A 22,032-nucleotide genomic window follows, 5' to 3' on the forward strand; every position below is an offset into this window, starting at 1 on the left:
GATGACACACCCTAACCTTGAAGTTTGTTCAAAACAGAAATGGACTGCGAACGCTTAATCATTCAAGAATCCCACTCTTCACACCGTAAGGTGTAGAGCTTGCCCCTTTAGGGGTGGGAGTGTCAAAATCCCGTCTGCTTTCAGACAAAATGAAAAAAGCCCGGCACCGATGAATATCGGAACCAGACTGCCGCATCATTTTTTTGTTTTCTTATCCTCTTAAGAAGGAGCAGATCATTCCTCTTGATTACTTGAATGAATGCGCTCAAAATAAGATACCACTTCCTGTGGAACTTCGTGCACACCTAGAATAGAATATTCTCCATCTATCGGATATGTCCCCACTTGAAAAAGTAAAAAATCGTCATTCTCTGTTTCAACTAACTCGTAAGAATATCTGCTTCTACTTAAAGCCCTGCCTTCTTCCACAGATTTCTCATAAAGCAGGTCATAATTCTCCGCGATGGTCTCTGAAGGAAACTCCGGAATATTTCCGCTTGCTGGAGGATATAGCTCACTAAAGGCTTCTACATTCCGGTCCCTTTGTTTCCCCTGCTCCAAATCTCTCTCTTGTGCTTCTTCGACTGCTTCAATAGCCGAATATACAATCCCTTCCTTCGTTTCTGGTGTAGAAGAAGGATCCACGTTGTCACTGCATCCTATACACAATCCTCCGGAAAATAGAATGATGAACCCGTGCTTTCACTTCACCCCAATCACCTCCTTCCAGCATGGAGCTTCCTAAAATGAATGCTGCCCCTGCCGCAGGGGGGCGGCAGGGGCAGCTTCTTTTACACACGGTATGGGGAATAATTAGTCTTCGTAAGGAAGCACGAGCTGATTCTGCGTTGTGAACTCGGACGTCGTTTCGACAGTGTCGGCTGCACCTGCTGTTCCGGTGCCGGCGAACGCGAGCAACAGCGCTGCAATAACAAAAATCCGCATGTGGTTCTCCCCCTTCCTGTTTTCTGTGATGTTCAGTCTAGTTCTTTTTCTCCCTTGAAACAAGAGCAGAATCCGAAAAAGATATTAGTATACTAATCACTAAATTTTACCAGTCGATCGCATCCTGCACCTGGATCAGGCCGTTGCCTGTGTAGTAGGTGGAATCGAGTGTCTCTGCAGTTTCATTCAACAGCGCGCGGAGCTCCTCGTTCGTAAGCTCCGGCTTGGCCTGCCATACCTGCGCTGCTGCACCGGCTACGTGCGGGGAGGCCATGGATGTGCCGTCAAGCGCAGCATAGTCATTGCCGGGTACCGTACTGACTACGCCGACACCAGGAGCGGCAATTTCTACTTCCGCACCAGTGCTTGAGAAGCTTGCTCGCTGATTGTTTTCATCGACGGCTGCGACGGCCATTGCTGAATCGTACCGCGCCGGATAGCCGACTGTGTTAAAGAAACCATATCCGCTTCCGCTGTTACCGGCTGCTGCGACGACAAGCGCGCCTTCGTCGTAGGCAAGATCCGTAAACTCTTCCAGAATGGACGAGCCGGTGGAACCGCCGAGGCTCATGTTAATGATGTCGATATCGTTCTGCACGGACCATTCCAGCCCTTCGGCAATGCCGGCGAGCGAACCGCTGCCGTCGTTATCGAGCACTTTCACCGCAAACAGATCTGCTTCCGGTGCAGCACCGATGACGCCGAGGTCATTATCGACCGCTGCCACCGTGCCGGCCACGTGTGTGCCATGCCCATTCCCATCCATATACGGATCGCTGTTTTCCGAGTCGGTAAAAACCGAGTAGCCGTCCACGACATTTCCTTCCAGGTCTTCGTGGGACGCGTCAATTCCTGTATCCAGTACGGCAACATTCATGCCCGCACCGTCCACGCCGAGTTCGTAGGCCTCATCCGACTGAATCTGGCCGATGCCATATGGCTCCTCCTGGTTCAGCGCCTGCACTTCCGCATTTTCCTCCAAGGAAACGACATGCGGATGATTTTCCAGATCCTCTGCCTGACCGTCGTTTAATTCCACTAAGTATACCGGCAGTTCATTGTATTCATGGAGAATATCATCTCCCTCGACGCCGAATGCCTGAAGCAGACCTTTTTCGGACGGACCGTCGAACTGGATTAAGTATTCATTCTCCTCTCCGCTGTCGGCGGCGGCAATTCCCGGGATCATCACGGCGACGGCAAAGAAACTGAGTGCTGCTGTTTTTTTCATCATTCATCGACTCCTCTATTATAGTAGTATTCTCCTGCTATCTATGGGACTTTATTGGAAATAAGCTGCAGGGTCTTCCCATATTCCTTTGTCCCTGTCTTCTTCTGCGCTACAGTAGAACGTAGAAGAAAGGGAGGTCACGTGCTATGGATGGAAAACGACTCGGTGCCAAAATTGCGGAACTCAGAATGGCGAAAGGACTCTCCCAGCGTCAGCTGGGGAAAGGCATCTGTACCCAGGGTGCCATTTCTCAGATGGAAAAAGGGGCAGTGCTGCCCAAAGTCGACACGTTGTATTATCTGGCGCTCCGGCTCGACACCTCCTTTGCTTATTTAGCGGATGTTTTTTTAGAGCCCGGGTATCCGGATCAGGTCGCTTTTGTCGACACGATTGAACACGCAGCCCGGGAGCGGAAGCACGACCAGGTGATTGAAGAAATCACCGAATTCCGGAACACGCATGACGTCAGCCGCTCCATGGGATACTACCTGGACTGGTTTGAAGCGATCAGCCACTTTCACAGCGGCAGCTGGGCCGTGCGGAAGACGATCGCCGTTCTCCGGGGGATGCTGGAAAAAGAGTCCGATATGGAACTGCGCCGCCATCATCTGCACATCCGGGTCATGAACTCCCTTGCCTACCTGTACGCGATCGACCGGAATACCGAGCAGAGTCTGTACTACTACGATAAGATTCTGGAAAGCTTCACGCCTCCAGGCGGCCCGATCTACGAGGTGGATCAGGATGTTTTCCTTATCCGGGTCATGTACAACAAAGCGAAAACACTGTTTGATTCCGGGCGCCCCGCGGAAGCACTGGACGTGATCGCCGGGGGGATCAGGCGGTCGATCGAGCAGGAAAACATGTCGCTGCTCGGCCAGCTGTACCATTACCGCGGGGAATGCCTGGAACGGATGGGGGCACCCACGGAGGAAATCAGCGAATGCTACCAGCGGGCGCTGCTGTTCTTTGAGCTGCTCGAGAAAAAACAGTACAGCCGGCTCGTCTGGAAGCATAAAGCCGCTTATTTGTCCTCCTGAGTACGTTTATCGTAAGGGGGATTCTCCCCTTCCACAAGGAATTTTCGGAATATTTGTATTAGTTTACTAATTGACATGGTGCTTCATATATTTAACTCTCTGGGGTTTTTCACGGGACTATAGACGTGAAATCAGTCCTGTACAGGCTTTATTTCTATGTTTTTCCTGTATAAAGAGGTATGATATAGGCATTAAGTTGTATGCCTATTTCATCCTGAGGGAGAGTGCCCCCATGCAGACATCCATGCAGTATAAATTTACATACAAAGATATCCACCGCATGCTTCCGGGCATTATCGGCACGTATATCATCATGGGCGTGCTGTTTTACGCCCTCGGACTTCCGGTTCTCGGACTGCTCAATACCGCCGGCGGCGCCGTACTTCTGCTGCTCCGGCTTACCGGTTTGACCCGTCGCACAAAAATGGCAAGTCTGCTCATTTTTCTGCAGATGCTGCTGCATTTGGCCGCCGCTTCCTTTACGCTCGGTTCCTACAGCGGCTTTTATTTGTACATATTTATTTATCCCATCTTCGGCCTGGTTTCGTTTTCGAAAAAGGAGATGATGGTTGTCATCCCCATCTCAGCGCTCGCGTTCAGCGCGTGCGTATTCCTGCCGCCTCCAGATACCGGGGCGCTGTCCTACAGCGCGCTGACCATCTTTTTCGGACTGAACGCCGCAGCTATGGCCGGCTTTTCGTTTTACGTGTTTTATCAATATTTTAAGCGGAACCAGGAGCTGCTCGGCGAGCTGAACCGGATGGCGTTTTTCGATATGCTGACCGGTCTCTGCAACCGCCGTGCCATGACATCTTTGTTGAAAGAGCGCACCTCCGGTAAGCTGCTTCTTCTCGACATAGACGATTTCAAAAAAGTGAATGATACGTACGGTCATCCGGCCGGCGATGAAATTCTCCAGTCGCTTGCCGGTATTATTCAACAGGAAATGCCCCCGGAAGGCACAGCTTCCCGCTGGGGCGGCGAGGAGTTTTTATTGTACCTGCCGGAAGCGACGGTGCCGGAAACAAACGCGCTGTTCCAGCGGATTCTGAAGCGGTTTGCCCGATTGACTTACCCAGGCATGGCACTCTCCGTCTCCGGCGGCGCGTGTGCACTCGCCGATCCGCCGTACCACTCCTTTTCCTGCGCAGACAACGCCCTCTATCAGAGCAAAACCAACGGAAAAGCCCGGCTGCACTGGGCCGAGCTTTCCTCATAGCCGCTTGATGATTTCCAACGTTTCGTTTAAAAAAGCTTCCGCTGACACGCCGCGGAAGCTTTTTTCTGTTCTTTCTGCCGGAATAAAAGCAGCCGACCTGCCCTGTCTTCAGAAAAGGTCCGCTTCTCTGCAGGGGATGTATCACAACTGACTGCTGTACGTTCAGTAACGGCGGCTGCACGTCCGTAACACACGTCCCGGCGTCCGCTTCTGTCAAAACGTATCACTACTCCTCCCAAAACGTTCACTTCTCCCGAAAAACGTCCGCTGCTTTCCAAAAAGGTCCGTTTCCCGCTTCGGGCAGGGGGCGGGCGCCTTTCCGCCCGCGGTTACCGGTGATGGTTCTGCTGAAAGGAATGGTTTATCCCGATTGAAGGAACTTTCTTTCGTGTAAGATGGCCAGGCATGTTTAAGAACGATCCGGCGGCCGGGGCGAGCCATACAACTGGACCGTTTTGTCTCCCTTCGAGGGCTTCCGCTCCGACAACGGCTTCTTTCAGTCCCACAATGAAGGGGCCGGCTCTCGCTCCGATCGAATAGTCCAAGCCGCTTTAAGCGGCTGAACGCCACGGCTGCGCAGTGTTCCGCCTCGCAGCGCCTCCCAAAAAAGCGTAAAGTCTACAAAAAAAGAACGCCCCCAAAAGGAGCGCTCTCTGTAAAATATTAATCGTTCTGCAGGCTCTGCATGGCTGTGATCAGTGCCAGCTTGTAGACGTCTTCCTGGCTGCAGCCGCGGGAGAGGTCGTTGACCGGTTTGTTCAGTCCCTGCAGGATCGGGCCGATCGCCTCGTATCCGCCGAGACGCTGGGCAATTTTGTAGCCGATGTTTCCGGCTTCCAGACTCGGGAAGATGAACGTGTTCGCTTCCCCGTTTAATGGAGAGTCCGGTGCCTTTTTCGCCGCAACGCTCGGTACAAACGCAGCGTCAAACTGGAATTCGCCGTCGATGTTCAGCTCCGGCGCTTTTTCCTGCGCCAGCTTCGTCGCTTCCACAACCCGCTCGGTTTCGCCGCTTACAGCGGAACCTTTCGTCGAGAAGCTGAGCATGGCAACTTTCGGATCGATGCCGAACACTTTCGCGGTTTTCGCTGCTTCCACAGCCGTTTCCGCGAGATCATTGCTGTCCGGGTTAATGTTGATCGCACAGTCGCCGAAAATATAGCGCTCGTCGTTTTTCACCATGACGAAGACGCCGGACGTTTTCTTTACGCCTTCTTTCGTCTTAATGATCTGAAGCGCCGGACGGACGGTGTCCCCAGTGGAATGCGCCGCCCCGCTCACGAGTCCGGCTGCGCGGCCGGTGTGGACGAGCATCGTGCCGAAGTAGTTCGGCGTTTTCAGAATTTCTGCTGCTTCCTCTTTCGTGTTCTTACCTTTTCGGCGCTCAACAAACGCATCGACGAGCTCATCGAACGCATCGTAGTTATCGGGGTCCAGCACCGTGAGACCGGAGCCGTCGAGCCCGATTTCTTTTGCTTTCGCCAGGACATCGGCAGTTTTGCCGACGAGAATAGGCTGCAGGATGCCGTCTGCCTGGAGACGTACCGCTGCTTCTAAAATCCGCTCATCATTACCTTCCGGAAAAACGATGGCCGGGTTCGCTTCTTTCACCTGCTGGGCGATTCCTGTAAACATATCGTTCACACTAATTCCTCCTCTAAAAATACCGTTACAGCAAGCATACCCCTTTTTGCGCGAAATGAAAAACGATGAAAAGGGTTACTTCGGAAAGTTCTAATTTTCAGAATGGTACTGACGCATGAAAGAATCTGCGGTATACTGGCAATAATGAATGAACATTCAGTCATTTACTGGCGGCGGTGCACGTTTAGAAACCGTCGTTTTCCTGGGAGGGTCTATGATGGAGTTATTTACACCGATCGAGATTAATTCGCTGCGGCTGCGGTGCCGTGTGATGATGGGGTCGATGCACGTCGGTCTGGAGGGAATGGACCGCGGCGTGGAGCGGCTTGCGGAGTTTTACCGGCGTCGTGCAGCGGGCGGCGCAGGGCTGATTGTGACCGGAGGTGCGGCGGTTGTTCCGGAGGGGAGCGGCGGCGGCGAGGATTTTATGACGATTTATAAAGAAGAGGAGGCAGAGCGGTGGCTGCCGGTAACCGACGCGGTGCATGCGGAGGGCGGTGCGATTGCGCTGCAGCTGTTTCATGCGGGGCGCTATGCGTATCCGGCGATGACCGGTCTCCCGTCGAAGGCCCCTTCCGCCCTGCAGGCGCCGATCAATCCGGACGTACCGGAGGCGATGACCGAGGCGGATATCGAACGGACGATTCAGGCATTTGCCGACGGCGCCCGGCGCGCACGGGAGGCCGGCTTCGACGCCGTGGAGATTATGGGCTCGGAAGGCTACCTCATCAACGAGTTCGTCTCCCCTGTCACCAACCGGCGCGGCGATGCGTGGGGCGGCACATTTGAGAAACGACTCCGCTTCCCGCTGGAGGTTCTCCGTGCAGTGAGAAGCGCCGTTCCGGACGATTACCCGGTGCTTTTTCGTATGTCGGGACTTGATTTGATCGAAGGAAGTACGACAGAGGAAGAGACGCTTTTATGGGCGGAGAAGCTCGCAGAAAACGGCGCGGATGCGCTGAATATCGGCATCGGCTGGCATGAATCCAAGGTGCCGACGATCTCGATGAAAGTGCCGCGCATGACGTTCGTGCCGGTCGCGGAACAGATTGCCGGAGCTGTCGATATTCCTGTCATTGCGAGTAACCGCATCAACGATCCGCGGGACGCGGAGAAGGTGCTTTCGCGCGGAGCGGTGCAGATGATATCGATGGCGCGGCCGTTTCTCGCGGATCCGGATATTCTGGCGAAGGCGCAGACAGACCGCTATGAGCAGATCAATACGTGCATTGCGTGCAACCAGGCGTGCCTGGATCATGTGTTTGAAGGGAAACCGGCGAGCTGTCTCGTGAATCCGGAAGCCGGCCGTGAGCTGGATCTGCCGTTCATCCCGGCGGAAACGGCGAAAAACGTACTCGTCATCGGAGCCGGACCTGCGGGCATGGAGACGGCACGGATGGCGGCACTGCGCGGCCATCACGTCGTTCTCGTCGATGAGCGGAAGGAAATCGGCGGTCAGCTGAATTACTCGAAGCGGATTCCCGGGAAACAGGAATTTTACGAAACGCTCCGCTATTTCAACGTGGAGCTCACCCGGCTCGGTGTGGATATCCGGCTCTCCACGCGGATTGACGCAGCGGATCCGCTTCTCGACTGGGCGGATGAAATTGTAACCGCTTCCGGTATTATCCCGAGAACGCCGGATATTCCGGGAATTGACCGGGCAGTATCCTACAAGGCGGTATTCGACGGCACGGCAGATGTCCACGGGCGTACCGTGATTCTCGGAGGCGGCGGGATCGCCTGCGACCTGGCACTGTTCCTTCACGCAGAAGGCGTCGGCGATATCACCCTTGTGCAGCGCGGTCGCTCGTTTGCCCGCGGCATCGGAAAAACGACGCGGTGGGCGACGCTCATGGAGCTTCGGGAGCGGAATATTCAGCTCTTCGGCGGCATCGATCAGTATGACCGGATCGATGAACAGGGCGTGCATGTGACAAAGGACGGAGCGCCGGTTCTCCTGCCGGCCGATACCGTCATTACCGCAGCCGGTCAGGAAATGAACACGTCGCTTTCCGAAGCGCTCCGTTCTGCCGGGCACAAGGTGCACATTATCGGCGGCGCGGCCGATGCGCTCGGCCTCGATGCGAAAAAAGCGATCTACGATGGTGCCGTGACAGCGAGAGCCCTTTAACGAAATGGAGGAATGAACGATGAGTACCGTAGAATATGAAGTCCATGAAGGCACGGCCGTCATCCGCATGAACCGTCCGGAAGTGAAAAATGCAATCAACACAGCCATGCACGAAGAGCTGTACCGGGCGTTTTCGAAGGCGCATGAAGATACCGATGTCCGCGTCATCCTGCTGACGGGAAGCGGCGGGTCGTTTTCCAGCGGCGCCGACTTAAAAAGCATTCCGCTCGAGGACATGGCGTCGTTTGACCACGGCACGTACCTCGATGAAACGTACAACCGGCTGCTTCTGCTGCTGGACCGGCTCGATAAGCCGACCGCCGCCTACTTAAACGGGCCGGCCGTCGGTGCCGGACTCAGCATCGCACTTGCGTGTGATTTCCGCTGGATGCACCCGGAAGCTTACGCGGCTCTCAGCTTCCTGCAGATCGGACTCGTTCCGGATGCTGGCGCCTCCTACTTTCTGCCGCGGATCGTCGGATACGGCCGGGCGCTTGATTTCGCTTCCGGACGGCGCATTTCTCCAGAGGAAGCTGTTCAGGCCGGGCTCGTTACGGGACTTTCACCGGATGTGCCGGAGCAGTTTCTGCAGCAGCTGGCCCAGGCACCGCTTCCGGCCTACGGGCTCATGAAGGAAAACATGCGCCTCGGCATGGAGCAGCCGCTGGAAGATGTACTGGAGGCAGAAGTGCGCGCCCAGCGCAAAGCCGGCCGCTCCCGGCGGCACGTGGAAGCCGTTCAGGCTTTCGTCCAGCGCTCCCGCTGACACTCCGTTTGGTTTTTTCCACCGCGGCTAGTATAATAAGCGGTGGAATGAATGACTGATGAATGGAGTGACAATCATGGCAGAACCAGCAAAAACGTTGGATGGGTGGTATTGCTACCACGATTTCCGCACGATCAACTGGAAAGAATGGAAGAAGCTTAGTGACGAGGAGCGCGGCTCGATTTTAGACGAGTTCAAGCAGCTTCTCTCCGGATGGGAGCAGGTGCAGTCAGATCTGGAAGGAAGCCACGGCCTGTATTCGATCCTCGGACAGAAAGCGGATATCATGTTCTTCTGGCTCCGTCCGACGATGGACGAGCTGATGGAAATTGAAACGGCGTTCAACAAAACGCGCCTCGCAGAATTCACAACACCGGCGTACTCCTACGTTTCGGTCGTTGAGCTGAGCAACTACCTGCCGGCGGAAAAAGATCCGGCGGAGGATCCGGAAATTCAGGCACGCCTGCGGCCGATCCTGCCGAAGTGGAAGTACATCTGCTTCTATCCAATGGATAAGCGCCGCCAGGGCAATGACAACTGGTACATGCTGTCGATGGAGGAACGCTCCCAGATGATGCGCAGCCACGGCATGATCGGACGGCAGTATGCCGGACGTGTCCGCCAGATTATCTCCGGCTCCGTCGGTTTTGACGACTGGGAATGGGGCGTGACCCTGTTTGCCCACGACGTCCTCGAATTCAAAAAACTCGTCTACGAGATGCGCTTTGATGAAGTGAGCGCGCGCTACGGCGAGTTCGGCACGTTCTACGTCGGCCAGACGATGGAAAAAGACGAAATCGATCCGTTCTTTGCGGTATAGGAAAGACAAAAAAGCTGATTCCTTCGGGGAGTCAGCTTTTTCTTATTATGAAGAGACAGAATACCGGCGGGACGTGCGGCAGTCTTTCCGGAATCCACTTCGGCTCCGGTCAGATGGCGGGCGGGGTCGGCCCGCGGTGATTGACGGGTCAGCTGTTTACAGACGGCTGTTTTGATGTCATTCGGAAAACGCCGGACCAGAAATGGAGCTCTGCGGACCACCAGCAACGGTCAACATCAAAAAAAAGTGAGATTTGTTGAATAGGTTCCCGCTTTCTGCCTGCACCTGCAGCCGTACGCGTTCCGGAGGGAACGGGCTCAACTAATTCCTTCTTCCTTTCGTCTGAAGGAATGGATTTTCGCCTCGTTCGGATCCTCCCGGAGTCGACGACCTCCGGTTTCGGCAGCTAGAAAAGAAACGCTTGATAGGAGCGGCCCTTTCTGTATAGAAATTGCTGTCATCCAGTTGCGTAGGAAGGATCAATTTTGCCTTATACATTTCGTTCCTGGTACGGAGACTCTGTATTTCATCTCTATTTTACTACGCTTCGGAGCGTTCGGCAGGGACGCCAGTGGGATGAAACGCAGTCTGAAGATCCTTTCTCAGGGCGCAGGCCATGAGAAATAGCTGAAGACAAGCCCACGGCAAGCTTCTGCCGGATAGCGGAGAAGCTCCATCAACAGAAACAAACGGTGCATGGAACAGAACATTGCAATGCTGTAACGCTTGGCCTCCCTGCTCGAAAGAGGCTTCGAACTTTATACTTTCTTGTACTTTCAAAAACAGACACCCCGGATCCGGAGCGTCTGCATACGTTCTTCTATTCGGCCAGTGCTGCGATGAAAAGAAGCACCCAGCCGGCAAGGAAGGCGACGCCTCCGATCGGAGTAATGGCGCCTAAGATTTTGATACCTGTCAGGCTCAGTACGTACAGACTTCCGGAGAAGATGACGATACCTGCAGCAAACGACCAGGCAGCTCCGGTAACGAGTCCGCTGGAAGAAAGGTGCTGACTGAGTAAGGCGGTGCCGACGATGGCTAAGGCATGGAACATATGATACTGAACGCCGGTTTCAAAGGTGGCGGTGTAGTTGTTCGCTTCGAGACGGGCAGCGAGTGCGTGCGCGCCGAAGGCTCCGATGGCGACGGCGAGAAATGCGGCTGCTGCTCCGAGCATTAACATGATTTTCATGGATTGATTTCCTTTCCTGCGGTTATAGTAGAAGCAGACCCCTGAAGAGAGGATGATGAGACATGGTGACGGTGCGTTCGTATACACTGGATGACTACGAGGGCCTGCTCCTGATTCAACAAGAAGCGTTCCCTCCCCCGTTTCCGGAGGATCTGTGGTGGTCCCGGGAGGAAATTGCCGCACATGTGGAGACGTTCCCGGAAGGCGCGATGATCGCCTTTGTTGATGGAGAGCCGGCGGCTTCAGCCACAGCGCTCCGTACGAATCTGGACGGATGGCATACGTGGGCGGAAATCTCAGACAACGGGATGATCCGCGGCACCCACCAGCCGGACGGTGATACACTGTACGGCATTGATGTGTGCGTGCGTCCGGCGTACCGGGGCCGCGGCGCAGCTGATGCGCTCTACACGGCGCGAAAAGAACTCGTCCAGAAGCTCGGTCTCCGCCGCTATGCAGCTGTATGCCGGATCCCCGGATTCGCGGAGAGCGGCATGGATGTGGAAAGCTACGTCGAAGCGGTCGCGTCCGGCAAGAAAAAAGACCCGGTGCTGAGCTTTATGATCCGGCAGGGCCTGACGGTTACCGATATTGTGCCGGACTACCTCGACGATGAAGAATCCGGCCATTACGGCGTACAGGTGGAGTGGTATCCTCCGGACGGCACGCCGCGGCGGAACCGCTAAAAGTCAAACAGACTGTCGCTTTTCGGCTCGTTCCCCTCATCGTAAATTGTATCCGGCTTTTTGTTTTCCTGCGGCTGCGCTTTCGGCGCGGCCGTTTTTTCCGGTGCCGGACGCACGTCGGATACGGAGGCGTGCTGCACCGCTTCTGCTTTATAATACGTGCCGGTATGGCGGGAATCCAGCAGCAGATCACAGTACGTTTTCAGTGCCTGGGCATGATTCCGGTGATCGCTGCCGCTCCCTTCAAGCGAAGCTTTCAGCTGCGCGAGTTCGTGCTCCATTTTTTCAACTACCAGCTTTGCTGGAATATCCATGAGAAGACACTCCTTTCCTGCTTCCATTGTACCTTGTTCCTGCCGCTTACAAAAGGCGGAGTCTGTGACCGTCCGCTGAACAACTGCGTTCCGGCCAGAAAGAAGCCGCCGGCGGGTTACCCCGTCCAGCGGCTTGAGAACCAGGATTACTTCTCCGTCAGTTCCATAAACGTGCGCACGTCCTCTTTCACGACATCGATCGCTTTCTGCCAGAATTCCGGCTTCGTCAGATCCACCCCAAAGTGCTTTTCGGCAAGATCCTCGACGTCCATGCGGCCGGTGTCGCGCAGAAGGGCGGTGTAATCATCTTCAAACGAAGCGCCTTCTTCCGCAGCACGCGCGTAAATCCCCATGCTGAACAGGTAGCCGAACGTGTACGGGAAGTTGTAGAACGGCACGCCGGTAATATGGAAGTGCAGCTTGGACGCCCAGAACGTCGGCGAGTATTCACTGAGCGAGTCGCGGTACGCTTCGCGCTGTGCCTCCACCATCAGTTCGTTCAGGCGTTTTTTGCTGACGAGACCGCTCTTGCGCTCTTCGTAAAACCGCGTCTCAAACAGGAAGCGGGAGTGGATGTTCATAAAGAACGCGATGCTCCGGTTCAGCTTGTCGTCAAGCAGCTGAATTTTCTCCTCTTTTGTGTCCGCCTGCTTCACCGACGCGTCAGCCACGATCATTTCTGCAAACGTCGACGCCGTTTCCGCTACGTTCATCGCATAGTTCTGCGACAGCTGCGGCAGGTCGTTCATGACGTGCTGGTGGTAGGCGTGGCCGAGTTCGTGGGCCAGCGTCGCCACGTTTGATGCCGAGCCGTCATACGTCATGAAAATACGCGACTGCTCGCGGATCGGAAAGCTCGTGCAGAAGCCGCCCGGACGCTTGCCGTCACGGTCTTCCGCTTCGATCCACTGTTCCTCAAACGCCGTTTTTGCGAAATCGGCCATTTTCGGACTGAAGCGGCCGAACTGATTCATGATCATGTCGGCTGCATCATCGTAGCTCACCTGCGGCACTTTTTTGGAAATCGGCGCTTCCAGATCATAGATGGCGAGCTTGTCCACGCCGAGAAGTTCTGCCTTCCGGTGCAGGTAGCCGACGAACGCATCTTTGTTCTTTTCGATCGTCTCCCACATCGTATCAAGCGTTTCCTGCTTCATGCGGTTGATCTGAAGCGGTTCCTTGAGCACGTTTTCCCATCCGCGCGCTTCGTACACGGCGAGGCGGTAGCCGGCAAGGTGGTTCAGCGTGGAGGCGAACAGGTCGGCCTCTTCGTCCCACGCAGCTTCAAATTTATCGTGCACCTGACGGCGGACGCCGCGGTTTTTATCGGAGAGACGGTTCGCCGCCTGCCCGACGGACAGCTCTTTTCTGCGGCCTTTCTCCCGGATGACGACACGCATGCGTCCGACGATCTGATCGTACAGATCTCCCCAGGCGTGGTAGCCGTCGACCGACAGCTGCTGGATGAGCTGCTCTTTATCTGCCGGAAGCTTTTCTTCCGCAAGCCTGCGGCGCTCTTCCAGGTTGAATTCAATTTCCTTCATTTCATCGTGCTTCATCAGCTCTTCCCACTGCGCATCGGTCATCGAAAGCAGTGCTTCGTCGACGATCGACTGCAGCTGCCCGTAGGTGGAGGCGAGCTCTTTCGTCTTGCCGCCGAGAAGATCAGCTTCTTTGTCCGTAACATCCTGCGCTTTCAGACAGGCGACAAACGCGCTTACTTCGCCGACTTTCATGCGGATCATCTGCATCCGCTCCACGGCCTGCACCCAGCCGTCAATATCCGGCGTTTCTTTTTGGCGGAGTTTATCCAGCTTTAATTTCAGCGTGGAAAGATCCGTCTCTGTATTCACGAGAAACTGGCTGAACTGCTTCGATTCACTGCCGCCTTTAAAAATCGAATCCAGGTTCCACTGCTGGCTGTACCTGCCGGCTTTCTTTTTCGACGCCGGATGGAGCGAGCGGTGGATCGCATGCAGGTCTTCGTTTTCGTATATATGCAGCCCGCGGCTGTCGATGGAGGCAATGGCCGCCATCGCTTCCGCCACCGCTTCGGCCGGAATCGGCTTGTATTTCACAAGACGTCCGTCCATCAGCCCGCGGACCGGCTTCGTCAACAGATCGGCGGACTTTTCGCCGAGACGGAATTCATACCGGTCTCCGGTAATGAGAGACGGGCGGATGATGTGCAGCGCCGGAAGGTCGAGCGTCATCAGGCTCTCCTCCATGCTGCCCTTCACCTGGCTGTAGAAAACAGGTGCTTCCCGGTCCGCTCCCATGGCGGACACGACAAACAGCCGCTGCAGGCCGGCTTTTCCGGCCGTTTCTGCAATGCGGACCGGGTAGTGGTAATCCACCTGCATAAATCCTTCGCGCGATCTCATTTTGCGCATCGTCGTACCGAGCGCAATAAAGACATCATCGATGCCTTCGAACAGTGATGACTGTTCGTCGAGTTCTTCAAAGGAAACAATGTGTTCGGTGACGTTTTCTTCTTCAAAAAACGGCGTTCTTCTGCGGGTAAGGACGTGAATGTGATCATACAGTCCGCTCTCCAGCAGTTTTTCTGTCAAATGACGTCCGATCAGGCCGGTCGCGCCGGCTACAAGTGCCTGTGCCATGCAATCACCTCTAAATAAGTATAGTCGATCGCGCTCAATATTTTTTATGCTTCTACCCTGTTTCCCTGTAATGCGGAAGATAAATCGTGAAAGTTGTTCCCTGACCGGGCGCGGAATCCACATCGACCGATCCGTTCATTTCCTGTATGAGCCGGTAGCTCATCGTCAGGCCGAGACCGGTGCCCGTTTCCTTGTTCGTGAAAAACGGGGTACCGAGCCGCTCGATCGTCTTTTCATCCATGCCGATGCCGGTGTCCTGAATCGTGATGACGCTGCCGTTTTCGGCTGTGAGCGTCGTAATCGTCATCGTCCCACCGTCCGTCATTGCCTCCATGCTGTTCTGGACGAGGTTGACGAGCACCTGCTTTAATTTGTTTTTATCCGCCCAGACAAACGCATCGCTGTCATCCAGCTGCACGCGCCAGGAGACCTGGTGGGCCCGGAGCTGTGATTCCTGAAGCGTTACGACGTCCCGGACGACCTGGTGCAGATCCACCTTCCCTTCCTCCACCTCCGGGTCGGGATCCGCTGTTTTTAAAAGCTCTTTTATAATTTTGTTGACGCGGTCGATCTCGCCGATCACCAGCTCATAGTACTCCCGGCTGATCGGTGCATTGTTCTGGTGGGCGAGCTGGATGAAGCCGCGGATCGTCGTGAGCGGGTTCCGTACTTCATGGGCGAAACCCGCGGCCATCTGGGCGACGACTTTCAGCCGCTCGGAGCGGATCATCTCCCGCTCCACCCGCCGCTTGTCTGTCAGATCAAAGAACAGGACGAGCCATTCATCCTCCCCGGTCTGCTCGAGCGGTGCCATGGAGATAAGAAAGTGACGCTGCACCCCGTCCTCCTCGAGCTGGAGCTCGCGGCTCAAAGGTTCCCTTGTGAACGTTAAGTACGGCTTGATATCTGCGAACGCACTGGAACGCTGGGCGAGATCACCGATCGTCCGCGGTGCCTGCTGCTGAAACATCTCCCGGCAGCGGCGGTTCCAGAGCGTGATCCTCCCGCTCTCCCGTTCAAAGGCAAACACGCCGTTGTCGGTGGATTCCAGCACGAGCGTGGACCGGCGGTGGAACTGTTCTCTCGCGGACAGCTTTTCCGCCATCGCGTCGAAGGCCCGGTTCAAATCGTCGATTTCCCGGTAGCTTCCGCGGAATTCCTTTTCATATGTACCTCCGCGTTCAACGATGCCGGCTTTGTCCACGAGCTGGGCAACGGGGTGCTCGAGTCTTCGCGACAGCCACAGGACGGCAGCAAACAGCGCGATCAGGACGATGCCGAACAGGACGAGATACTGGCGGAGCAGGTTGCTGAGCGGCTCACTGAAGGCGGACTCTCCTGCTTCTACACCGACATACCATGTCTGATCGAATCCGGAAAAGGACGGGATCCGGGAAAAAGCGAGCACCTGGCCATCCTCCCGGTGGACGATGGTGCCATTTTCGCTGCTCGCTTCGAGCTGCTGCTGCGTGACGCCGCTTTCCTGAAGGAAGTTTTCATCCAGAATCTGATCCGGGTCGCGGTGGGTGATGATATCCCCGTCTTCATTTAATAGAAAACTTGATGCTTCCCAGGCGTTGTCGTCCATTTCCATAAAGGCGGTCATTTCTTCGTGGAACTGCTCCATATCAAATGCCGGGAGCAGAATGCGCTTGAAGCTTCCGCTGTTATCGAACACCGGCACGGCCATGACCATGACGGGCTCCTGCAGAAGTGGGGAGCGGTAGACGCTCGAAATGCTTCCTTCGCCTTCCAGCACGTCGTCAAACCACGGGCGGTCGCGGACGTCCTGACTCCGGAGCCTACTGTGGATGTCGGCGATAATGATCCCGTTCGTATTGATGACAAACACATCCCGGTACATCGGGTGCACGTCAAGAAAACGGGACAATTCGCTTTTATACTGCGCTTCGAGTGTGAGCGGGTCGCGGATGACCGGATTCTGTGCCAGGTACTCCGCGTCCTGGAACCGTTCCTCCAGATGGCGCGCAAGCTCATCTGTCAGCCGCTCATTCTGATGCACGAGCGTTTCTTCCGCCTGCGCCTGCAGTTCCTCTTTCTGGGCGGTATATCCGAGGACACCGACGAGAAGCATCGGAACGAACGAAACTAGAAGCATGAACGCAAACAGCTTCCAGCGTAATCGATGAACCAATCCGGCGTCCCCCTTTCCCCCGCTGTCAGCGGTTTTTCACGTAATATTGAAACAGTGCCTGGGTCCCGGCGTCCTCCCAGCCTTCCTGCATCAGCTTTGTGTACAGCTTTTCCGCCTGTTCGAGTCCCGGCAGATCGAGATCCAGTTCACGCGCAGTTTCAATCGCAATGCGCATGTCTTTGACGAAATGTTTAATGTAAAAGCCGGGTTCATTATCTCCGGAGAGCATCCTCGGCCCAAGCTTGGACATGGAAAAGCTTCCGGCTGCTCCGGTTTCGATGACAGAAAGCACCTGATCCGGGTCGAGTCCGGATTCTTTGGCAAAGGCGAGTGATTCACTGACGCCCATCATCGTCCCGGCAATGGCAATCTGATTGGCGGCTTTCGTCAGCTGACCGGCCCCGGGTCCGCCCATATATTCAATGCGGCGTCCGAACGCGTGAAACAGCGGTTCCGCAAGCGAAAAGGCCTTTTTCGTTCCACCGGACATGACGGCGAGCGTTCCTTCCTCTGCCCCGACGTCCCCGCCGGAAACCGGGGCATCCACGGCGTGCATGCCGCGCTTCGACGCCTCTTCGGCAATTTGTTCGGCGAGATCCGGACGCGACGTCGTAAGATCGACGAGCAGCGTTCCTTCTCTTCCGTTGTCGAGAATGCCGTTTTCACCGAAGTAAATGTCTCTTACGTCCTCCGGATAGCCGACCATCGTCAGAACGGCGTCCACTGCTTTCGTGAGGGAGGCGGGATCCTCCTGCCAGACCGCGCCTTTTTCCAGGAGCGGTTCGGCTTTCTTCTTCGTGCGGGTATAGATATGCACCTCAAAGCCGGCGTCCATTAAATGACCGGCCATCGCACTCCCCATGACACCCGTTCCGATAAAACCTGCTTTCTTCATCGTACCATTCCCCTCTCTTCACGTGAACTGTTCTCTCTCTCAGCCTTCGCGGGAAAACTCGTCGGGATCTTTGCCGAAACGGAGATCTTCGTTTAACGCATCGAGCGTTTTCATTTCGGCTTTTGTCAGTTCAAAGTCATACACGGCGGCGTTTTCACAGATCCGCTCCGGTGTGACGGATTTCGGAATCGTGACGATGTCATGCTGCAGATCCCATCGGATAATGACCTGCGCCGGTGTTTTACCATGATTTTTCGCAATATCGAGGAGCACCGGGTGGTCGAGCTTTTTCCCGCGGGTGAGCGGGCTCCACGCCTCCAGCTGAATTTTTTCCTTCCGGCAGTACTTCAGCAGATCCTCCTGGTACAGCCATGGATGAAATTCCACCTGATTGACCATCGGCTTGATTTTCGACGCTTTCTGCAGCGCTTTTAAATGATGGATCTTGAAGTTGCTGACGCCGATCGCGCGCACATGCCCATCTTCGTACAGCTCCTCCATCGCACGCCACGTCTCCGGATAGAGGGTTCCGACCGGCCAGTGGATTAAGTACAGATCGATCACGTCGAGACCGAGTTTTTCCCGGCTCTCTGCAAAAGCTTTCATCGTTTCCGCATACCCCTGCTGGTCATTCCACACTTTCGTCGTAACGAAAATGTCTTTTCTCGGTACGGATGTCTGTCTCAGTGCGTTTCCGACGCTTTCCTCGTTGTCGTAAAACGCCGCTGTGTCAATGCTCCGGTACCCGGTATCAAGCGCCGTTTTCACAGCTGTCTCGACTTCGTCCCCTGCTTCGGCTTTGTAGACGCCGAGGCCGAGTTTCGGCATACGGACGCCATTGTGCAGTTTTACCGTGTCTTTGATGGATGTCATTAGTCGTTCTCTCCTTTCCAGGTTACCGGGAGTTCCCAGTTGATCGGTTCCTGTCCTTGTGATTTGAGGATCTCATTGATTCTGGAAAACGGGCGGCTGCCAAAAAAGCCTTTGTTTGCAGAAAACGGGCTTGGATGCGGGGAGGTGAGCACGTGGTGTTTTTCCGTGTCAATCCGCTCCATTTTGTGCTGCGCCGGCTTTCCCCATAGGAGGAAGATGACCGGTTCCTCCCGTTTGTTAAGTACGTCAATGACTTCGTTCGTAAACGTCTCCCAGCCTCTTCCCCTATGGGAGTGTGGTTCTTTTTCCCGTACGGTGAGGACCGTGTTCATCATCAGAACTCCTTCTTCCGCCCATGGTTCCAGACAGCCGTGCTCCGGGATAGGGTGCCCCAGGTCTTCATTCAGCTCTTTGTAAATATTGACGAGCGACGGCGGCACCTTGACGCCGGGACGCACCGAAAAACTGAGGCCGTGCGCCTGTCCTTTCCCATGATAGGGATCCTGTCCGAGCAGGACGACTTTCGTCTGTTCATACGACGTGGCATGAAAGGCATTCATGACGTCGTTTTTCGGAGGATAGATACTGTGATTCCGGTACTCCTCCCGCAGAAAGGCACGAAGCTCCTCAAAGTATTCTTTCTTCAACTCGCCGCCGACTTTTTCCTGCCAGTCATTGTGAAATGTTTCTGCCATTCTCGGCCTCCTTTCCCGCTCTTCTTCTCTTTCCCTGGAAGCCGTTTGTTCAACCGTTTCCCGGTTATTATACCAATTTTGACATAATTCTGGGGTTACTCTTCCTTTCGACTTAGAAATATGGCATAATAAGAAGGACTTTTGAAAGTGAATGGCGGTATATATCATTACATTGTACCTAATACCGCTGTATACATAACCTTTAGAGGAGGGACTCTATTCTCATGGCTACTCTGCTTATTACTGATGATGCAGCTTTTATGCGTATGACCCTGAAAAAAATGGTGACCGATGCCGGATATGACGTCATCGGCGAGGCAGAAAACGGACAGCAGGCAGTGGAATTGTACAATGAGCACAAGCCGGACCTGGTTACGATGGACATTACGATGCCCGAGATGAACGGCATTGAAGCACTGGAGAAGATCAAAGCAGCGAACCCGGACGCGAAAGTCGTCATGTGCTCGGCAATGGGACAGCAGAACATGGTCGTCGATGCCATACAAAAAGGCGCGGTCGACTTTATCGTAAAACCGTTCGACGAAGCACGCATTAAAGAGTCACTCGAAAAGGCACTCAGCCGCTGATACCGTTCGTTGAAACCGCCTGAGAAGGCGGTTTTTTTGTGCGGAGACGGCGCTTTCCTGCCTGGGCCCGGGAAAGGATGCCGGCGGTGGAGACCTTTACAACAGCTGCAGACCGCCACGCCCTCGGCAAAGACTGCAATGATAATCTTAAACATCGCCACGTAACTGCCACGGGGGTTCTGCCTCCCGCTGACAACTTCCCCCTGCGGACGAAAGAGAAAGTCAGGCTTTTTACCGTTTCTTCAGGATCCACTCCTGTGATTTTTTCGAATTAAGACTTTGGACTGTGACTTCTGCTGTTATTTCGGTTGATTACGATTTACTCATTGTTTTTGTAGTAATTTCGTTGTATATTTAAAGAACTACATAAGACAGCTGAAACGCTGATTCAGGAGGAATGAAACATGAACGTCTGGCGCAATTTAGCCCTTCGCATGAAGCTGCTCGTTACTTTTGGTATCATTCTGCTCGTTTTCGTCATCGGGATGGTAGGCAGTTATATTGCACTTAACACCGTGGACTCGGAAATCGACGCACTGGAACGACGTGCGGAACGGGCGGTTGTCGCGACAGACGTCGGTTCCCTGATCCGTGCAAAGTATGTGCAGATTGAAAGCGAGCTGCGCACCGGAGAGTACAACGAAGAACGGGTCGCCGGCTGGAATGAACAGCTGGCTGAATACTTTACTGCACTTGAGGCAAATCTGAACAATGAAGAGCAGGAAGAATTATTTCGGGAAGTGGTGCAGGTCAACGACCGGTTTGATGAAACGCTTATGAATGCAGAATCCGGCAGTGCCACTGAAGAGGACCTCGCAGAGCTCGATGTTCTCCGTGATGACGGAGCAATGGCTGCAGTAGCACTTGGTGAATCCGTTCAGGAGGACCTGCTGGATGCCGGCGATTCGGCCAATGATGCACTCGCCTCTGCCGGGATGACGAATATTATTTCCGGCATTATTGCCGCGCTGGTCGGCGGCGTGCTTATCTGGTTTATCAGCGGCTACTTATCCTCCAGCATTCACCGCGTCATGAGAAATGCCGGGGAAATCAGCGGCGGAAATCTTTCTGTCGATCAGCTTCCTGCCCGGTCAAACGATGAGATCGGCCGGCTGGAAGGCTACATGAACGACATGTCCTCCAATCTTCGGGAATTGATCGGACAGATTTCCGACACGTCCCAGCAGGTGGCGGCGTCCGCCGAACAGCTGAATGCAAGCGCCGAAGAAACCGGCCGTGCGACGGAGAGCATCACCGGATCGATTCAGGAACTGTCTGCGGGTGCGGAAAAGCAGGTTTCCGCTGCTGACAGCCTGTCAGCCAATATTGAAGACGTCTCAAGCGGCATGACGCAGATTTCGCAGAGCGTGGAGCAGGTGAATGAAGCGGCCCAGTCGACGTCGGAGCAGGCTGGAAGCGGGTCGGACGTTATCCGCGATGCCGTCCGTCAGATGACCGTGATCGACAGCACGACAAAGGAAGCGGCCACAAGTGTCGAAGAGCTCGATGAGAAATCGAGGCGCATCGGAAGCATCATTGATCTTATTACCGATGTAGCCGAACAGACGAACCTTCTCGCATTAAATGCAGCGATTGAAGCTGCCCGCGCCGGCGAACACGGCCGCGGCTTTGCGGTTGTGGCAGATGAAGTACGGAAGCTTGCCGAGCAGTCTGGTGACTCCGCGCAGCAGATCCGCACGCTGATTGAAGAAATTCAGTCCGGAGTCACAAGCTCCGTCCATGCGATCAATAACGGCCGGACGTCGGTCGAGCAGGGCCGTGAGTATGTAGACAGCGCAGGAAATGCGTTTGAATCCATCAACGAAGCGATCAGCGGCGTGAGCGCGCAGGTGCAGGAAGTATCCGCTGCCGTGCAGCAGATTACGGCAAGCACCGGCGATATGCAGTCCAGCTCCCGCATCTCCAAAGAAACGGCGGCTCAGGCTTCCGACAATTCCCAGTCCGTCGCCGCATCTGCCGAGGAGCAGAATGCCTCGATGGAGGAGATCTCCGCCTCCGCGGAAACGCTCAGCACGATGGCCGAAGATCTGCAGCAGGCCGTACAGAAATTCCGTTTATAATTAACTTGAGGCTGAGACAAAAGCCTTCTAAACATGTAAAAAGGAGAATCGATGCGCGAATCGATTCTCCTTTTCTTATCATAGGGACCAAAATAACCTGAGGAAGCCTGGTACTTCCTCAGGTTAACGGCCAT

The 22,032-nt window shown here is 54.8% G+C and carries 19 protein-coding genes; 8 read left to right on the forward strand and 11 right to left on the reverse strand.

Annotation, left to right across the window (positions count from 1 at the left end; genetic code table 11):
- Nucleotides 1-234: 234 nt before the first annotated feature.
- The 3 genes from C6I21_RS15670 to C6I21_RS15675 all read right to left on the reverse strand — a co-directional run bounded on the left by C6I21_RS15670 (nt 235) and on the right by C6I21_RS15675 (nt 2,179).
- Nucleotides 235-645, reverse strand: coding sequence for a hypothetical protein (locus C6I21_RS15670; RefSeq protein WP_105960415.1), 411 nt, complete (start codon nt 643-645; stop codon nt 235-237).
- A 168-nt stretch (nt 646-813) separates the two neighbouring features.
- The gene (locus tag C6I21_RS16820) at nt 814-945 is read right to left on the reverse strand and encodes a hypothetical protein (RefSeq protein WP_280953461.1); all 132 of its coding nucleotides are present in this window, start codon (nt 943-945) and stop codon (nt 814-816) included.
- A 106-nt stretch (nt 946-1,051) separates the two neighbouring features.
- On the reverse strand, nt 1,052-2,179 hold the full coding sequence (locus tag C6I21_RS15675) for a S8 family peptidase (protein WP_342587725.1): 1,128 nt from the start codon (nt 2,177-2,179) through the stop codon (nt 1,052-1,054).
- A 143-nt stretch (nt 2,180-2,322) separates the two neighbouring features.
- On the opposite strand from C6I21_RS15675, the gene C6I21_RS15680 reads away from it, so the two are divergent.
- On the forward strand, nt 2,323-3,216 hold the full coding sequence (locus C6I21_RS15680) for a helix-turn-helix domain-containing protein (RefSeq protein ID WP_105960416.1): 894 nt from the start codon (nt 2,323-2,325) through the stop codon (nt 3,214-3,216).
- Between the two features lie 232 nt (nt 3,217-3,448).
- The gene (locus tag C6I21_RS15685) at nt 3,449-4,435 is read left to right on the forward strand and encodes a GGDEF domain-containing protein (RefSeq protein WP_105960417.1); all 987 of its coding nucleotides are present in this window, start codon (nt 3,449-3,451) and stop codon (nt 4,433-4,435) included.
- Nucleotides 4,436-5,098: 663 nt separating this feature from the next.
- Here C6I21_RS15685 and pta read toward each other — a convergent pair.
- Nucleotides 5,099-6,079, reverse strand: a complete 981-nt coding sequence (gene pta / locus C6I21_RS15695) for a phosphate acetyltransferase (protein ID WP_105960419.1) — start codon at nt 6,077-6,079, stop codon at nt 5,099-5,101.
- Nucleotides 6,080-6,296: 217 nt separating this feature from the next.
- Here pta and C6I21_RS15700 point away from each other — a divergent pair, with 217 nt between their 5' ends.
- The 3 genes from C6I21_RS15700 to hemQ all read left to right on the forward strand — a co-directional run bounded on the left by C6I21_RS15700 (nt 6,297) and on the right by hemQ (nt 9,799).
- Nucleotides 6,297-8,213: an oxidoreductase gene (locus C6I21_RS15700; protein WP_105960420.1), complete on the forward strand. Its 1,917-nt coding sequence runs from the start codon at nt 6,297-6,299 to the stop codon at nt 8,211-8,213.
- Nucleotides 8,214-8,232: 19 nt separating this feature from the next.
- Nucleotides 8,233-8,979: an enoyl-CoA hydratase/isomerase family protein gene (locus C6I21_RS15705; RefSeq protein WP_105960421.1), complete on the forward strand. Its 747-nt coding sequence runs from the start codon at nt 8,233-8,235 to the stop codon at nt 8,977-8,979.
- A gap of 76 nt (nt 8,980-9,055) precedes the next feature.
- Nucleotides 9,056-9,799, forward strand: coding sequence for a hydrogen peroxide-dependent heme synthase (hemQ, locus tag C6I21_RS15710; RefSeq protein ID WP_105960422.1), 744 nt, complete (start codon nt 9,056-9,058; stop codon nt 9,797-9,799).
- 820 nt (nt 9,800-10,619) lie between these two features.
- Here hemQ and C6I21_RS15715 read toward each other — a convergent pair.
- A complete protein-coding gene (locus tag C6I21_RS15715; protein WP_105960423.1) occupies nt 10,620-10,991 on the reverse strand; it encodes a DUF423 domain-containing protein in 372 nt (123 codons plus the stop codon).
- Nucleotides 10,992-11,053: 62 nt separating this feature from the next.
- On the opposite strand from C6I21_RS15715, the gene C6I21_RS15720 reads away from it, so the two are divergent.
- Entirely contained in the window at nt 11,054-11,677 is a 624-nt protein-coding gene (locus tag C6I21_RS15720) for a GNAT family N-acetyltransferase (protein ID WP_105960424.1), read from the forward strand.
- Here the strand turns inward: C6I21_RS15720 and C6I21_RS15725 are convergent.
- The 6 genes from C6I21_RS15725 to C6I21_RS15750 form a co-directional block, all read right to left on the reverse strand.
- Nucleotides 11,674-11,991 carry a YwdI family protein gene (locus tag C6I21_RS15725; protein ID WP_142393277.1) on the reverse strand — a complete coding sequence of 106 codons (318 nt, stop codon included), beginning with the start codon at nt 11,989-11,991 and terminating at the stop codon, nt 11,674-11,676. The genes C6I21_RS15720 and C6I21_RS15725 overlap by 4 nt on opposite strands.
- 146 nt (nt 11,992-12,137) lie before the next feature.
- On the reverse strand, nt 12,138-14,612 hold the full coding sequence (locus tag C6I21_RS15730; protein WP_181186283.1) for a M3 family oligoendopeptidase: 2,475 nt from the start codon (nt 14,610-14,612) through the stop codon (nt 12,138-12,140).
- Between the two features lie 52 nt (nt 14,613-14,664).
- A complete protein-coding gene (locus C6I21_RS15735) occupies nt 14,665-16,767 on the reverse strand; it encodes a sensor histidine kinase (protein WP_105960427.1) in 2,103 nt (700 codons plus the stop codon).
- Between the two features lie 25 nt (nt 16,768-16,792).
- Complete coding sequence (locus tag C6I21_RS15740) at nt 16,793-17,662, reverse strand: NAD(P)-dependent oxidoreductase (protein WP_105960428.1); 870 nt, start codon at nt 17,660-17,662, stop codon at nt 16,793-16,795.
- 39 nt (nt 17,663-17,701) lie between these two features.
- The gene (locus C6I21_RS15745) at nt 17,702-18,535 is read right to left on the reverse strand and encodes an aldo/keto reductase (RefSeq protein ID WP_105960429.1); all 834 of its coding nucleotides are present in this window, start codon (nt 18,533-18,535) and stop codon (nt 17,702-17,704) included.
- Nucleotides 18,535-19,230, reverse strand: coding sequence for a uracil-DNA glycosylase (locus tag C6I21_RS15750; RefSeq protein WP_105960430.1), 696 nt, complete (start codon nt 19,228-19,230; stop codon nt 18,535-18,537). The genes C6I21_RS15745 and C6I21_RS15750 overlap by 1 nt, the downstream gene beginning before the upstream one ends.
- Nucleotides 19,231-19,454: 224 nt before the next feature.
- On the opposite strand from C6I21_RS15750, the gene C6I21_RS15755 reads away from it, so the two are divergent.
- Nucleotides 19,455-19,817, forward strand: a complete 363-nt coding sequence (locus C6I21_RS15755) for a response regulator (protein ID WP_105960431.1) — start codon at nt 19,455-19,457, stop codon at nt 19,815-19,817.
- 404 nt (nt 19,818-20,221) lie between these two features.
- Nucleotides 20,222-21,898, forward strand: a complete 1,677-nt coding sequence (locus tag C6I21_RS15760) for a methyl-accepting chemotaxis protein (protein WP_105960432.1) — start codon at nt 20,222-20,224, stop codon at nt 21,896-21,898.
- Nucleotides 21,899-22,032: the final 134 nt, after the last annotated feature.

This window comes from Alkalicoccus urumqiensis, assembly GCF_002993335.1.
Taxonomy (GTDB): Bacteria; Bacillota; Bacilli; order Bacillales; family Salisediminibacteriaceae; genus Alkalicoccus; species Alkalicoccus urumqiensis.

What these genes read in the sequence shown, in the direction of transcription:
- C6I21_RS16820 (WP_280953461.1), bottom strand. Translation starts at nt 945, where the DNA reads ATGCGGATTTTTGTTATTGCAGCGCTGTTGCTCGCGTTCGCCGGCACC.
- C6I21_RS15675 (WP_342587725.1), bottom strand. Translation starts at nt 2,179, where the DNA reads ATGATGAAAAAAACAGCAGCACTCAGTTTCTTTGCCGTCGCCGTGATG.
- C6I21_RS15680 (WP_105960416.1), top strand. Translation starts at nt 2,323, where the DNA reads ATGGATGGAAAACGACTCGGTGCCAAAATTGCGGAACTCAGAATGGCG.
- C6I21_RS15685 (WP_105960417.1), top strand. Translation starts at nt 3,449, where the DNA reads ATGCAGACATCCATGCAGTATAAATTTACATACAAAGATATCCACCGC.
- C6I21_RS15700 (WP_105960420.1), top strand. Translation starts at nt 6,297, where the DNA reads ATGGAGTTATTTACACCGATCGAGATTAATTCGCTGCGGCTGCGGTGC.
- C6I21_RS15705 (WP_105960421.1), top strand. Translation starts at nt 8,233, where the DNA reads ATGAGTACCGTAGAATATGAAGTCCATGAAGGCACGGCCGTCATCCGC.
- hemQ (WP_105960422.1), top strand. Translation starts at nt 9,056, where the DNA reads ATGGCAGAACCAGCAAAAACGTTGGATGGGTGGTATTGCTACCACGAT.
- C6I21_RS15715 (WP_105960423.1), bottom strand. Translation starts at nt 10,991, where the DNA reads ATGAAAATCATGTTAATGCTCGGAGCAGCAGCCGCATTTCTCGCCGTC.
- C6I21_RS15720 (WP_105960424.1), top strand. Translation starts at nt 11,054, where the DNA reads ATGGTGACGGTGCGTTCGTATACACTGGATGACTACGAGGGCCTGCTC.
- C6I21_RS15725 (WP_142393277.1), bottom strand. Translation starts at nt 11,991, where the DNA reads ATGGATATTCCAGCAAAGCTGGTAGTTGAAAAAATGGAGCACGAACTC.
- C6I21_RS15730 (WP_181186283.1), bottom strand. Translation starts at nt 14,612, where the DNA reads ATGGCACAGGCACTTGTAGCCGGCGCGACCGGCCTGATCGGACGTCAT.
- C6I21_RS15740 (WP_105960428.1), bottom strand. Translation starts at nt 17,662, where the DNA reads ATGAAGAAAGCAGGTTTTATCGGAACGGGTGTCATGGGGAGTGCGATG.
- C6I21_RS15745 (WP_105960429.1), bottom strand. Translation starts at nt 18,535, where the DNA reads ATGACATCCATCAAAGACACGGTAAAACTGCACAATGGCGTCCGTATG.
- C6I21_RS15750 (WP_105960430.1), bottom strand. Translation starts at nt 19,230, where the DNA reads ATGGCAGAAACATTTCACAATGACTGGCAGGAAAAAGTCGGCGGCGAG.
- C6I21_RS15755 (WP_105960431.1), top strand. Translation starts at nt 19,455, where the DNA reads ATGGCTACTCTGCTTATTACTGATGATGCAGCTTTTATGCGTATGACC.
- C6I21_RS15760 (WP_105960432.1), top strand. Translation starts at nt 20,222, where the DNA reads ATGAACGTCTGGCGCAATTTAGCCCTTCGCATGAAGCTGCTCGTTACT.